Origin of the sequence: Paenibacillus agricola, assembly GCF_011440305.1 — a bacterium.
GTDB lineage: Bacteria > Bacillota > Bacilli > Paenibacillales > NBRC-103111 > Paenibacillus_S > Paenibacillus_S agricola.
Genome location: NZ_JAAOIW010000001.1, coordinates 486,663 through 500,836, shown reverse-complemented (window position 1 = coordinate 500,836; position 14,174 = coordinate 486,663). Strand labels below are relative to the sequence as shown.

The following is a 14,174-nucleotide window of genomic DNA, read 5'->3' as shown; positions in this document are numbered from 1 at the left end:
ACGATGCAGCACCGACTACTTAGAAATGTCATCATGGGCATCGGGATGCTCGCGTTGCTATCAGCATGCGGGCAAACGAAGTCACCAGTACAACCACCACTTGCCGACCCAGCAATGAGTAAACCACAGACCCAAACAAGCAGTCCAACCACAACTCCAGCACCTGCAACGGTTCCAGCAGCACCGGCGGCGGACACTAAGCAATTAAAAATTAAAGCTTATTATGGAAACGAAAATGGAGATAAGCTTGTAGAGCAAGAAACAACGATTTCTTATAAACAGGATGATGAGAAATATATGGCTGCGCTCAAAGCATTGAGCACCAGTACAGATGCTACTGTGCTTCCTTTATTTAAAGGCTTTACCTTTAAGACGGTATCGGCTAAAAATGGTTTGCTTACGATTGATGCATCCATGGCTCCAGAATCAAGGCTAGGTGCTGGGGGTGAGGAATTATTGCTGAAGGCATTGAAGCAAACCTTATTCCAATTCACTGAGCTTAATAGTATAGAGTTTTTATTAGATGGAAAAGCCGTTGATAGCTTAATGGGCCATATGGAGCTTCCACATCCGATTAAACGCTAATATCTATAACCAAAAGATGCAAACGAATTAGGAAATATCATATAACATTTTATCAGGAGGATCCATTTGCATGAACAATAAGTATACCCAAATCCCTACAACAAAAATTACTGCCGGACTCATGGCGTTATCGATGATTCTAGCAAGCCCAGTTTATGCAGCTGATCCAATAACACCAACAACAGGAGTGGGCATTACCAACAGCGCTGCAACTACAATAACTCAATTTGCTGATGTTAGTCCTCAGCATTGGGCTATCAAGCATATTACGAAGCTGGCTTCACTTGGTATTATCCAAGGCTATGAAAAGGCAGAGTACAAACCGGAAAATTCCGTTTCCCAGCAAGAAGCTATTGTCATGGCGATCCGGATGATGGGGCTGGAAAGCGAAGTATTAAAGATCAAATCGGACCCGGCTTTGCCGGTAGTTGTAGATAGCTTCTTTAAGCCATATATTGCGTTTGCCTTCGATAAGGGTCTCATTACAATCAAAGAAGAAACGGAAGGCACGGCCACTAATAAAACAGCCTGGGGATCCCGTCCGGCTAGTAGGGAATGGGTAGCCAAGGTAGTAGTTAGAACGATTGGCAAGGAATCCTTGGCTACACAGCTTGCGGCTGCCTCCTCGGTGTTTAAGGACGCCAAGGATTTCTCCTCTTGGGCAGTAGGTTATGTTAACGCCGCTGTATCGTTGAAAATTGTTAATGGTATTGATGAGAATAATTATCAGCCAGCTGGGACTGTCACTCGTGCACAAATGGCAACCTTTCTTAGTCGGGCAGACAAAGAGTTGACACAACGTTCGGAGCGCGTTGTTATTGGCTATGTGCTCAGCATGAAAGATAACAAGCTCACAATTCAAAACGATAAGGGACAATCGAGTGAATACACGATGAACGTGGGCACGGTCATTTATAATGCCAAGGACGACAGCCGAATCCCTTCGACAACGCTCAAAGAAACAAATGAAGTTTATATTATTCAAAATTTGGGCGTCGCCAGTTACGTGGAATTAACCAGCGAAGAGCAAAAGATGGAGTCTTTAGAGGGTACTTTAAAAGAGCTCTATTTAAACCAAATGAGGGTGGCCATTACCCAAGCAAATGGGATCAATTTAGTAGAATTGGCAACAAATGTTGCCGTGACGGATGCAGAAGGGCGTGGGCTGAGTATTGGCACCATCCCGATAGGCAGTATTATTGAATTGAAACGCAATATGATTATCCCCAATTCAAAGGTTAGCCAAATTGTTGTTAAACAGGTGCCTTTAAGTAAAACGGGTGAAGGCTCGGTGGCCAGCGTCCAAAAGGAGCAAAACTCCATCTCCTTTCTCGACCAGGCGTCTGGACAGACAGAGACCTATCCAGTATCGGCGAAAATTGCCGTAACTCTTCCTGATGGGACCTTGACAGATATAAGTAAGCTGCGTATTGGTGATATGGTAGGCTATGAGGTTAAATCCAATGAAATTGTTGGCGTTATTGTACGTAAGCAGGCAGATATTACAACGGCCATTCAAGGGATTTTAACAAGCTTAAGTGAAGATAAAAAAATTCTTACTATTAATAAACCAGGCAGCACGCTGGGAGCTTACTTTATTGCTGATAATGCTATTGTAGAAATAGAAGGATTAACAAATCCAAGCTTCTTTGATCTTGAAATTGGCGACGATGTGAAATTGGAATTGCTGAATGAGAAGATTGTGAAGGTTACAGTAATGAGCAGATCGATCAATCTGATGACATTGGCAACCATCGTCAATTATGATCCCGATGCAAAGCTTCTAACCGTTACGAATGATAGTGGTACGCCTTATGCCTATAAACTGACCGACAATACCCAACTTAAGGTGTGGGAGGCAGTGCTTCCGATATCGAACTTTGCTGAACATCTTACGAAGGGCAAGAAGGTTGATTTGAAGGTGTCGAAGGATAAAGTGCTGACCATCCAGTTAACTACACAAGTAGAAGGCACAGTAACCCAACTTAATACGACTGCCAATGAAATAACACTAAGAACGATTGGTGGACAAAATATTAATTTTAAAGTGTTAAATGGACTGACGGTGAGCAGCTATTCTAATCCTAATGGGATATTGACAGATTTAAAGATTGGAGACACCATCAACGGGACTTTGACTCAATCACAGGATATGATAAATATGATTTCATTGAAAAAAACGGCAGTATATAAAGTTCTCATCGCCAATCCGAGCAGCAAACAGGTTAGTGTGAAGGATGATACAGGTGCTTTGTTTGTCTTCGATGTAACTAATAACGATTTAATTTCAAATCCCTCGAAGGCGACGCACAACTTCGAGGATATTCAAGCGGATGAATATGTTAAGGTTTCGTATAAGGGCAGTGTCTTAGAAAAAGTGGTGCTACTGGATACTTTGCGTGGCAAAATTACCGCTGTAGATACAGCAACAAGCACGGTAACTATTCAAGAGCTCGTAACTGGAAATGTCCAAGTGGTTCCAGTTGGCTTGCAATTTGTAATTAAGCAAAATGGGGTATCCTTGGCTGCACTTAGTGCGCTTAAGCTGAATGACCGTGTCGAAATTATTAAAAATGCTGGCGACAAGGTGCAAATTACTGTTGCAGCAGCCTCCAAGAGAACTGTGTCATCCTATGATAATGTGTTAAATCAATTGCTGTTAAAGCCAAATGCGGCTGGCGAAAAAACAACCTATAATTTCTTTGCGAAAGCTTATCTGCATAAAGGAACTACAGCTGTAGCAGCCAATGGTTTTGTCGAAAATGAAGAAATCTCTTTATATGTATTGGACGATAAAATTATAGAAATCGAAAAACCATAAGGCTTTTACAGACAAATACCGTCTATATATAGGAGATTGCTCCTATTATATAGGCGGTTTTATTAAAAACAGATAAAAATTCGTTAAAAGTTCGGTTTTTGGCCCATGTTTAGATTGATTACTTAAACCAGATTCGTTACACTGAAATGTATATCACAGACAAAGGACTGTTTGCCACTCCATGAACAAGAAGCAAGCCCGCAGTATCCTTGATACCATTGCCGGGATGTTTCCGGATGCGCACTGTGAGTTAAACCATGCTAATCCGTTTGAGCTAACGATTGCTGTGTTGTTATCTGCACAATGTACAGACGAAACGGTTAACAAAGTAACGGCTACATTATTTCAAAAGTATAAAAGTCCTGAGGATTATGTAGCGGTTCCACTGGATGAACTAGAGCAGGATATTCGCCGCATTGGGCTTTTCCGAAACAAGGCTAAACACATCCAGGCACTTTGCCGAATCGTACTGGATAAATATGATGGCGAAATTCCGCAAACACATGAGCAATTGGTGGAGTTGCCTGGTGTAGGTCGAAAAACAGCGAATGTGGTTGTATCCAACGCATTTGGAGTGCCTGCTATAGCAGTTGATACTCATGTTGAGCGAGTAGCTAAGCGACTGGCAATGGCGAGTGAAAAAGACAATGTGCTCGAAGTGGAGCATAAGCTGATGAAGCTAGTACCGAAAAATGAATGGACGGATACCCATCACAGGCTTATATTTTTTGGACGCTATCACTGTAAGGCACAAAATCCCCAGTGTATGATTTGCCCATTGTTAGAATGTTGTCGTGAAGGAAAAAAACGCATGAAATCCGGCAGTCTTAGGAAGTCTATTAAAGCACAATAAATTAAACAGCATACTGATAAGGATGGGATTAATATGAAATGTATTTCCGTATACACCAATGATTTTGAAGTGTTTTCCGATATCTACGAAACAGTGATTGACTTAAAGCTGGCCGACAATGAAGAAAAGCAAGTGGAAGGCATTACGGTTATGGAATCAGGCGAAGTTCCTGATAATTACTTAGAACGTATGAAAACAAAACTAGAGGTTGTTGTTATGAAGGTTCGAGACAGAGATATTACTATTTTGCAGCATGGTAATCTGTTCGAAATTTTTATTCCGTCCCCTGAAAGTATGGTACACTAAAAACCGAAGCCATTCGGTTTTTTTGTTTGTTTGGGGATAAGAATATTGGATATTGGGGAGATCAGGAAATGAACAGCGGAGTTTTACTCGGAGAAACCATGGAGAATGTGATCCGTACCTTGCTTGCACAGGTAGAACAAGCAAAGGATCAAGAGAATGCTCGAAAAATGGAACAGCTATTACAGAAAATGGACAGCGAAAGCTTATATATAGCATTTTGTGGGCATTTCTCTGCAGGCAAATCCAGTTTAATCAATAAGCTATGCGGACACCAGCTCTTGCCATCAAGCCCTATACCAACAAGTGCAAACATTGTACGGATCAGTAGCGGCGAATCAGGAGCTATTGTTGTACATCGGGCACAGGAGGAAGGCCACCCGCAAAAAACGCAGATCGTGCCGCTTTCCGATCTTGCGGCTTATTGCCGTGATGGCGAAGCGATAGAAACGATAGAGCTGCGTTATCCCATACCTTTTTTGGGTGAGCATGCATGCTTGCTAGACACGCCGGGAATTGATTCCACAGATGATGCACATCATTTGGCAACGGAATCTGCCTTGCATTTAGCAGATGTGGTTTTTTATGTGATGGATTATAATCATGTGCAATCCGAAATAAACTTTGCATTCACGAAAAAAATGCAGGAGTGGGGTAAGCCGCTTTACTTAATTATTAATCAAGTGGATAAGCACCGAGACCAAGAGTTGTCTTTTGCGGCTTATCAAGCTGGTGTAGTGGAGGCGTTTGCCAATTGGCATATTAAACCAGATGGGATTGTATATACATCCGTTAAAGTGCCGGACCATCCGCATAGCGAATGGGGCAAGCTTAGCTGGCTCCTAGAGCGTCTGATCGAACAGCGTGTAGCGTTATCAGAGCTAAGCTTGGAAAAATCCGCAAAGCATTTGACCAAGGAGCATGCTGAGAAGGTAGCTGAGCGTAACGAACCGATCAAGGAGCAGCTGCGTTTGCAGGTAGCTGCAGACGAGGAGCTTGAGTCTGCACAGCTGCGCTCAGTCGAATTAAGTAATACGTTGGATACGGCTGAAGCGAAGCCTGAGGCCTTGCGTACAGCCCTGAGAAAAGATGTGGCGACATTATTGGAGAACGCCAATATTACACCGTCGGTAACGAGGGATTTGGCGCAGGAATATTTACAGAGCCGCAAAGCCGGCTTTAAGGTAGGGCTTTTTGCCGGTGCGTCGAAAACGGCGAAGGAGGTGGAGCGCCGGCTATTGGCGTTGCACTATGATTTTACCGGGCAGCTTGCTACGCAGGTAGAGAGGCATTTGCAGCAGGGGCTGCTTAAAGCGATGGAGGCTGCCTCGGAAGGCGTTGGGGCAGCAATTAGCCCTGAGGATGTTAGGGAGCGGGTAGAGCGGCTGCATGTAGAGGTAGAGCCTGAATGGATTGCTGCGCAAGTCAACCAAGCTGCCAGCTTTAATGGCGAATATACATTAAATTATATGAAGCAGCTTGCAGCGGAAATGAAGCTGCTTTACCGCAAGCAGGCGTTCGAGCTGATCGAGGAGCTGAAAGCGTTGCTTGCAGCGGCGCAGCAGCCGCTACTGCTCGGGCTTCGCGAGCAGCTTGCTGCGCTGCACGGCCGCCTCGGCAGCCTGCGCGAGCTCGAACGGCTCGCCGCCGCCGACGCGGCCTACGCCGCTGCACTGGCGGCGCCGCTCGCGGCCGTGAGCGCAGCCGTGCCGGCGCTGCCGGATCCGGCCGCAGCGGCGCAGGCCGCGCCGAGTGCAGCACCGCTGCTGGCGGCCGCAGCTGGCGACGCCACGCGCGCGGCGCTGGCGGCGGTCGCCGCGGCGAGCCGCGGCACGCGCGAAGGCACGCAGCCGCTCGCGCAGGGCGCGCACCGCTCACGGCTGAGCGATGCCGCCATGCGGCTGACCGCTGGCGCAGAGGCGCTCGCGGGACTGGCGCCGCTTGCAAGCATCAGCCGCTCCTTGCTGGAAAAGGCGGAGCGGCTTCAGCGCAATCGCTTTACGATCGCACTATTCGGCGCGTTCAGCGCCGGCAAATCGTCATTCGCCAATGCTTTAATTGGCGAGAGGGTGCTGCCGGTATCACCGAATCCAACAACGGCGGCGATCAACAAAATTATGCCGCCTGAGCCGGAAAATGGCTGGCCGCATGGGACGGCAAAGATTCGTATGAAAACCAAGGATAGCTTAACCGACGATATCCGCTACTCGTTGGAGATTCTGGGAATCTATACAACAAGCCTGCCAGAAAGCCTTGCGGCGATCCGCAAGCTGTCGGCTGACCGAGTTTCCGCCAAGGGCAAGCCGCATTACACGTTTTTGAAGGCTGTAGAAAACGGCTGGGATGCGGTAGAGGGCGATTTAGGCGCTGAATTGCGGGTAGATGCTGACCAGTTCGCGACGTATGCAGCTAACGAAAGCAAGTCCTGCTTTGTCGAGCTGATTGAATTGTATTATTCTAATCCTTTAACCGACCAAGGTATTGTTCTTGTGGATACACCTGGAGCAGATTCCATTAATGCCAGGCATACTGGGGTTGCCTTCAATTATATTAAGAATGCCGATGCTATTTTATTTGTTACGTATTACAACCATGCGTTTTCTCAGGCGGATCGGGAGTTTTTACTGCAGCTCGGTCGTGTTAAGGATAGCTTTGAGCTGGATAAAATGTTTTTTATCGTCAATGCTGCCGACTTGGCTTCATCAGGCGAGGAGCTGGAGGGCGTGGTTACCCATGTTTCCACGAATCTGCAGCAGCAGGGGATTCGCCATCCCCGGATTTACCCGATGTCGAGTTACTATGCTTTAGAAGGCAAGCTGGCAGCTGAGCAAGATACGGTGCAAGCTTCAGGAATTACAGCGTTTGAACAAGATTTTGTCCGCTTCACCTTGGGGGAATTAACCGATATTGCGATTCGCTCCGGCCAGGCTGATTTAAAGCGGGCGGGTGATGTGCTTAGTCAATGGATTGTAAGTGCACAATCCGACGAGAGTGAGCGTTTTACTCGTGCTGCTGCTATCCGTAAGGCATTTCATGAAGCAGAGGTAATGCTGGGTAATCTCGGAACGAACGCTGAAGAAAGAGAGCTGCGCAAAGAAATTGATGAGTTGCTTTATTATGTAAAGCAGCGGGCGACCTACCGCTTCGGCGAATTGTTTAATCTTGCATTTAATCCCGCCGTATTTCGCGAGGAAGGCCAAGATGGCAAAGCGATCGCAGGTGCTGCGTGGAATGATCTTTGCCGGATGATTGCTTTTGACTTGTCCCAAGAGGTTTTGGCAATTACCTTGCGCATTGAAAAAGCGATCCATAGCAAAGCCGCCAAAAGGAGGCAGCAATGGATGCAAGGGCTGCAAAATGAGCTGGCCGCTTTTCAACCATCGGAGTATGAAGCTGTATCGTTCCAAACCCCAGAGGGGGCAGAGCCCTTCAAGGCGACTTCCATCCAGCCCAAATGGATTGCCGGCTTTTATAAAAATGCGAAGCATTTCTTCGAGGGTGAAGGCAAGCAAAATTTGCGCAAGGAGCTGGAAGCGGCATTGATTGAGCCGTTAACCGCCTATGTGGCAGGGCAGGCTGCTTGGCTGGATTCCGCTTACAGCGGCCAATTGCAGTCCTGGTATGACCAAATGTCGAAGCAAATTCTTGTGGAGCTTCAAGAATATGTGGACGGACAACTTGTTGCTTTAGAGCTGCCGATTGACATTGGCATGCTGCAAGCTAAGCAGGATATTTTAATGAATCTTAATGAGTAACCAAATGCAAGCAGGTCTATAAATGGGGGTTGTCCGATACCGGACAGCCACTTTTTTTTAGATTTCGTGAAAGGGTTTACATATGGCGGAAATGTGTATAATTCGTAAGAGATAAGTGGATAACGTACCTATTTTGTAAGTATACGGGGAATTAGCTCCTGATAAGGACAATTATGGAGGATCGGTTTGTTGCCGCGCTTTGTGGATGGTGTTAAGATTCTTTAAAAGCAAACGCTTTCGCAAGTGGGTTTACCACCGCTGTGAAAGCTACTGGGAACAAACGAATATGATTTATTATGCGTATTTGTTGTTTCTTGTTCTGGAGGCGGCCATTGTTAGGGCGGCTTTGTTTATAATGCAGTTTTAGAGTAGATCCTGAGGAGGGCCACATGGAAGTTTTTAAGCAATTAAAGGAGTATTACTGGTCAGAAAAAAGATTTATGTATGCATCGATCCTGTCATTAATGACGGCAACTGCACTTGGCTTGGTTTATCCAAATTTACTTCGTTATTTAATCGATCACGTAATCGCCAAGCAACAATTTGCTGAGGTTCCTTATTTAGCGCTCGTTGTCGTGGGTATTATTACCTGTAAAGCTTTATTCCAATATTTACATGGTTTTTTTAGTGGCAGGCTTGGCAACCAGACTGCCTATAATCTGAGGAATGCTTTGTATAAGAAGCTGCAATATTTATCCTTTCAATATTATGACAAAGCGAGGACAGGGGATTTGATGTCCCGGCTGACAGCAGATTTGCAAGCGGTGCGTGATTTTATCGGATTTGGTTTTGTACAAATATTAAATGTCTTTATGATGTTTACCTTTGGAGCCATTATGATGCTGACTATCAATTGGAAGCTAACGCTTATTACGATGGTCTCCATGCCCTTCCTGGTATTTACCGCAGTACGGTTTGAAGGCAAAATCCATCCGGCATTTCGCTCTGTCCGTAAATCCATGAGCAATATGACCACATCCGTACAAGAAAATATTACGGGTGTCCGTACCGTTAAATCTTTTGCCAGAGAGCCTTATGAAATTGAGAAATTTTCTGAACGTAATGAGGATTACAAAATGAATAACGTGACCACTTCGGGTATTTGGGCTAAATACTTTCCGCTAATGGAGCTATTTGCCAATTTAAGTGTTGTTATTTTGTTGGCTACCGGCGGATGGATGGTTATTCAAAAGACGCTTACCTTGGGAGAGCTTGTCGCCTTCTTTAGCTTGATGTGGTATATTATCGGACCGATGTGGCAAATTGGTTTTCATATTAATAACTTTACCCAGTCCAAGGCGGCGGGAGAACGTTTATTGGAAATATTACATCAATACATACATGTGAAGGACAAAGACACAGCAGTAAGCCTGCAAGCCAATGAGGTTCAAGGCCATATCAAGTTTGAGAAGGTATCGTTTGCTTATCCCGATCAAAAGTCGGCGCTTCAGGATTTTCAACTGGATGCACCTGCCGGATCTGTAATTGGGCTGCTGGGAGGTACGGGTTCAGGCAAATCAACCGTTATTCAGCTTTTGTTAAGAGCGTATAACATTAAGGAAGGCTCGATTAAGCTGGACGGCCGCGATATTCGTGATATTAAGCTTGAAAGCTTACGTGAGCATATGTCTATTGTATTCCAAGAGACCTTCCTGTTCTCCTCCTCCATTTTGAATAATATTGCTTATGGTGTCCGTAATGTTTCGATGGAGCAGATTATTCAGGCGGCACGGCTTGCCAAAGCCCACGAATTTATTATGGAAATGCCGTTAGGGTATGAAACGATTGTGGGTGAGCGGGGAATGGGTCTATCCGGCGGCCAGAAACAACGGATTGCGATTGCCCGAGCCTTGCTGAAAAATCCGAAGATTCTTATTCTCGATGATGCGACAAGTGCGGTCGATATGGAGACCGAGCATGAAATTCAGCTAGGCTTCCAGGAGCTTATGAAGGGACGGACGACTTTTATTATTGCCCACCGGATTTCTTCCCTAAAGCATGCCGATGAGATTGTAGTCTTGGATAAAGGGATTGTAGTGCAGCGGGGCACACACCAGCAGTTGATGAAGCAGCCAGGGCGTTATCTGGAAACCTATAAAATCCAATTCGCGGATCAACCCATTACGTCCGAAGATCAGGGAGAGCTTAACCAAACACCCCAAGCCCCAGATGAAGCAGAAGCCTTTATTCAAACAGCGGTAGCGGGTTCAGATAATGGAGGGTATAAACTGTGAGCCGAGAAGAGAAAGAGACTACACAAAGCGGCATGGATGAACAAACAGGGCAACGTTTTATTTACCAGGATGACGAGGTCTTGGATAAAGAGTTTGACTGGGGACAAGTCAAGCGGCTCGGCAAATATTTAAAGCCCTATTCGAGGCAAATTTTACCGATTATTATTACGATGATGTTTGTTGGGGCATTAACCAAGCTGTTGAATCCACTATTGATTGCTTATGCGATCGATCATGCACTTCGCGATGGGGGGGGTGACAGTAAGCTGCTGTTTCAATGTGTGGCAGGCATGCTGCTGCTGTACATCATCCAATGGGCTGCTAATAGCTATCGAATTCGTTATACGAACCAGATTGGACAAAAGGTCATTTATGATCTTCGCCATGATTTGTTCAGCCATATCCAGAAGCTTTCTTTTCGTTTCTTCGATAAACGGCCGGCGGGCTCGATCCTAGTTCGAATAACGAACTATGTCAATTCCCTCCAGGACTTGTTCACCAATGGTGTCGTCAATTTATTAATGGATTGCGTGCAGCTGCTTGGCATCATTTTTATTTTATTAGCTTACAATGTGAAGCTGGGTGCGGCGATTATTGTGACGGTGCCGATCATGTTTATTATCTCGACTAAGCTTAGGGTGCATATCCGTCGCGCCTGGCAGGTCGTGCAGTCCAATCAATCGAGAATTAATGCCCATTTGAATGAAAGCATCCAAGGGATCAAAGTAACCCAAGCATTTGCCCAAGAAAAAGAAAATATGGATTTTTTCAATAATATGAATTTAAGCAACCATAAATCCTGGAACCGGGCTTCGCTCTTAAATCATTCCTTTAACCCCATTATTGAAGTAACAGGCGCGGTTGGTTATTGTATTTTATTCTGGTACGGAGCCCACTTGATCCAGCAGCAAGAAATTACGGTGGGACTGCTTGTCGCTTTTGCTACCTACATCGGATTTTTCTGGGAGCCGATCAACCGCCTGGGCCAAATGTATTCACAGATGCTGATAGCAATGGCTTCCTCCGAGCGTATATTTGAGTTTATTGATGAAGAGCCGAATGTTCCTGAAGCTTTACATGCGAAGGAATTGCCTTATGTAGAGGGCAATATTGAGCTTAAGCAGGTAGAATTCGAATATGAGCCTGGCCGCAAGGCGTTAAATAGCATTGATTTAAGCGTTAAGGCTGGGGAGTCCATAGCCCTGGTGGGCCACACGGGTTCTGGCAAAAGCACAATCATTAACCTGCTATGTCGGTTCTATGATAGCACTAGCGGCAGCATTACCATTGATGGCCATGATATTCGTGAGGTGACGATTTCAAGCCTTCGTTCCCAAGTAGGTATCGTGCTGCAGGATACGTTTATTTTTTCTGGAACCATACGTGATAATATTCGCTTTGGTAAGCTTACCGCCACAGATGAAGAGGTGGAGTTTGCCGCTAATGCGGTGCGTGCCCATGATTTTATTATCAATATGCCGCAGGGCTATGATACGGAAGTGCAGGAGCGGGGTAATATGCTCTCAATGGGCCAACGGCAATTAATTTCCTTTGCCCGTGCGTTGCTCGCTGATCCGCGTATTCTGATTCTTGATGAAGCGACAGCAAGTATCGATACCGAAACGGAGCTGAAAATCCAAGAAGCATTGAAAACCTTACTGGCTGGACGGACCTCCTTTATTATTGCTCATCGCTTATCTACCATTCGTAATGCCGATAACATTGTGGTGCTGGACCATGGGGTATTAATGGAGCAAGGCAACCATGAAGAGCTTATGCAGCAAGCGGGGATTTATTATGGGTTGATTCAAGCCCAATACCGTTTTCTTAAGGAAGTAGGATAAATAGCTAGGCTGATCTGCAACAATACCACATTCTCCCACGTTTAGAAGATAACGCGGCATTCGCCAGTACTGGCGAATGCCGCGCCAGCATGATTCCAATACATATAAATGGGGGAATCTTCATGGCAGAAAAACGGATTAGTTTGAAGAATAGGCAAGTATTACGAAGATCGGCAAAGCGCTGGATCCTGGCTGCATTAGTGGTGGTACTTCTTACAGGCTGCTCGGCAGCAAAGGAGAGCAGTGATTCAGCAGCTTCGAGCGCGGAGCCAAAGGCGGATATGAACACGAGTACCACTTCTGAATCGGCTCTGGGTACTGCTGTCCCTTCAGGCAACGAAGGTGCACCACCGCAGGGAACCAACAAACAGCTGAATGATCAGTCCAATGCGACCAAGCCAGCGGATAGCTTCAATGGCAGTGCTGTAAGCAGCTCGTCAGCAGATCGCAAAATTATTTACAAAGCTAATTTAACGATGCAGGTTGAAAACTATGCAGAGGCAGAGTCGAAAATCGAAGCAGCGGTTAGTTTGGCAGGCGGCTACATTTTACAATTTAATGAAAATGAAACCACCTACGAGAAGAGCGGCACCTTCGTCATTAAAGTTCCTGCCAATGGTTTCCAGTCTCTGTTAACCCAATTGGAAACCATTCATCCCTCCATCAAAAAAAACATGCAGGGCCAGGACGTGTCAGAGGAATTTGTAGATTTGTCCTCAAGGCTGAAGGCGAAGCAACTCGTCGAGGGCAGGCTGGTTGGCTTTATGGAGAAGGCTGCGAAGACGGATGAGCTATTGGCATTTTCCAATGAATTAGGCAAGGTTCAGGAGGAAATTGAGCGAATTAAAGGGCGTATGAGATATTTGGAACAAAATGTAGCATATTCCACTATCGAAGTCAGGCTTGCGCAAAAGCTGGGTTCTGCGGCTGTTATTCAGGCCAATGACCGGGGTCCTTTATTCCAGCGAGCCGCTGCTGCATTAAATGATAGTGCGGTTGTTCTGATCGTTGTTTTTCAATGGATTATCGTGATAGCGGCAGCTGTTTTGCCGGTTGCAATTGTGCTAGCCTTGATCGGTTTGCCGATTTATTTGATCCGACGTGCCCGAAAAAAGAAAAGAGCGGAAATGCGCCAAAGATTAAACGAAGAACATAGCAAAACTCAAGCCATGGTGTTACCGGACATCATCGTGACAGAGAAAGATGAATAAAATATAACAAAGGAATCCTGCTGAAAAGCAGGATTTTTCTTTTGTCTAGCGAATATAAACTATACAAAGTGGTGGAAAGTGGGGTAAAGTGGAGGGAAGGGGTGAAGGTTTGTATGTTCATGGGAGAATATCAGCACACGATTGATGATAAAGGCCGCATGATTGTACCTGCTAAATTTCGCGAATCCCTTGGTTCAACCTTCATTGTAACACGCGGATTAGATCAATGCCTTTTCGTTTACCCCATGGAAGAATGGACGATTCTTGAGCAGAAGCTGAAAGCCTTATCGCTTATGAAGTCTGATGCGCGCGCTTTTAGCCGATTTTTCTTCTCCGGTGCTGGAGAATGTGAATTGGACAAGCAAGGAAGAATCAATTTGCCCAATAACCTCGTAGACTATGCTCAATTAGATAAAGAATGTGTGGTAATTGGTGTTTCTAATCGGGTAGAGATTTGGAACAAGTCTACTTGGTTAAACTATTTCCAACAATCGAACGAATCTTTCAACGAAATAGCCGAGAAGCTTGTTGATCTTAACTTCGATTTATAAACATCTTAGGAGGCCAA

At 45.5% G+C, this 14,174-nt stretch carries 9 protein-coding genes; all 9 read left to right on the top strand.

Features of this window, described 5'->3' with window-relative positions:
• The first annotated feature begins 3 nt into the window (after window positions 1-3).
• Complete coding sequence (locus tag G9U52_RS02385; protein ID WP_166145585.1) at window positions 4-585, top strand: GerMN domain-containing protein; 582 nt, start codon at window positions 4-6, stop codon at window positions 583-585.
• 70 nt (window positions 586-655) lie between these two features.
• Window positions 656-3,406: an S-layer homology domain-containing protein gene (locus tag G9U52_RS02380; protein ID WP_166145582.1), complete on the top strand. Its 2,751-nt coding sequence runs from the start codon at window positions 656-658 to the stop codon at window positions 3,404-3,406.
• A gap of 181 nt (window positions 3,407-3,587) precedes the next feature.
• A complete protein-coding gene (nth, locus tag G9U52_RS02375) occupies window positions 3,588-4,259 on the top strand; it encodes an endonuclease III (protein WP_166145579.1) in 672 nt (223 codons plus the stop codon).
• A gap of 33 nt (window positions 4,260-4,292) precedes the next feature.
• Window positions 4,293-4,565, top strand: a complete 273-nt coding sequence (locus G9U52_RS02370; protein WP_166145576.1) for an NAD/NADP transhydrogenase alpha subunit — start codon at window positions 4,293-4,295, stop codon at window positions 4,563-4,565.
• A 68-nt stretch (window positions 4,566-4,633) separates the two neighbouring features.
• Window positions 4,634-8,317, top strand: coding sequence for a dynamin family protein (locus G9U52_RS02365; RefSeq protein ID WP_166145573.1), 3,684 nt, complete (start codon window positions 4,634-4,636; stop codon window positions 8,315-8,317).
• A 389-nt stretch (window positions 8,318-8,706) separates the two neighbouring features.
• Window positions 8,707-10,551: an ABC transporter ATP-binding protein gene (locus G9U52_RS02360; protein ID WP_166145570.1), complete on the top strand. Its 1,845-nt coding sequence runs from the start codon at window positions 8,707-8,709 to the stop codon at window positions 10,549-10,551.
• A gap of 32 nt (window positions 10,552-10,583) precedes the next feature.
• Window positions 10,584-12,395: an ABC transporter ATP-binding protein gene (locus G9U52_RS02355; RefSeq protein ID WP_166146648.1), complete on the top strand. Its 1,812-nt coding sequence runs from the start codon at window positions 10,584-10,586 to the stop codon at window positions 12,393-12,395.
• A gap of 122 nt (window positions 12,396-12,517) precedes the next feature.
• Window positions 12,518-13,606: a DUF4349 domain-containing protein gene (locus G9U52_RS02350; RefSeq protein ID WP_166145567.1), complete on the top strand. Its 1,089-nt coding sequence runs from the start codon at window positions 12,518-12,520 to the stop codon at window positions 13,604-13,606.
• Window positions 13,607-13,719: 113 nt separating this feature from the next.
• The gene (gene mraZ / locus G9U52_RS02345) at window positions 13,720-14,157 is read left to right on the top strand and encodes a division/cell wall cluster transcriptional repressor MraZ (protein WP_166145564.1); all 438 of its coding nucleotides are present in this window, start codon (window positions 13,720-13,722) and stop codon (window positions 14,155-14,157) included.
• The last annotated feature ends 17 nt before the right edge of the window (window positions 14,158-14,174 follow it).

Excerpts from the sequence above, each read along its gene's own strand:
- G9U52_RS02380 (WP_166145582.1), top strand. The coding sequence starts at position 656 with ATGAACAATAAGTATACCCAAATCCCTACAACAAAAATTACTGCCGGA.
- G9U52_RS02365 (WP_166145573.1), top strand. The coding sequence starts at position 4,634 with ATGAACAGCGGAGTTTTACTCGGAGAAACCATGGAGAATGTGATCCGT.
- G9U52_RS02370 (WP_166145576.1), top strand. The coding sequence starts at position 4,293 with ATGAAATGTATTTCCGTATACACCAATGATTTTGAAGTGTTTTCCGAT.
- G9U52_RS02350 (WP_166145567.1), top strand. The coding sequence starts at position 12,518 with ATGGCAGAAAAACGGATTAGTTTGAAGAATAGGCAAGTATTACGAAGA.
- G9U52_RS02355 (WP_166146648.1), top strand. The coding sequence starts at position 10,584 with ATGGATGAACAAACAGGGCAACGTTTTATTTACCAGGATGACGAGGTC.
- G9U52_RS02360 (WP_166145570.1), top strand. The coding sequence starts at position 8,707 with ATGGAAGTTTTTAAGCAATTAAAGGAGTATTACTGGTCAGAAAAAAGA.
- mraZ (WP_166145564.1), top strand. The coding sequence starts at position 13,720 with ATGTTCATGGGAGAATATCAGCACACGATTGATGATAAAGGCCGCATG.
- nth (WP_166145579.1), top strand. The coding sequence starts at position 3,588 with ATGAACAAGAAGCAAGCCCGCAGTATCCTTGATACCATTGCCGGGATG.
- G9U52_RS02385 (WP_166145585.1), top strand. The coding sequence starts at position 4 with ATGCAGCACCGACTACTTAGAAATGTCATCATGGGCATCGGGATGCTC.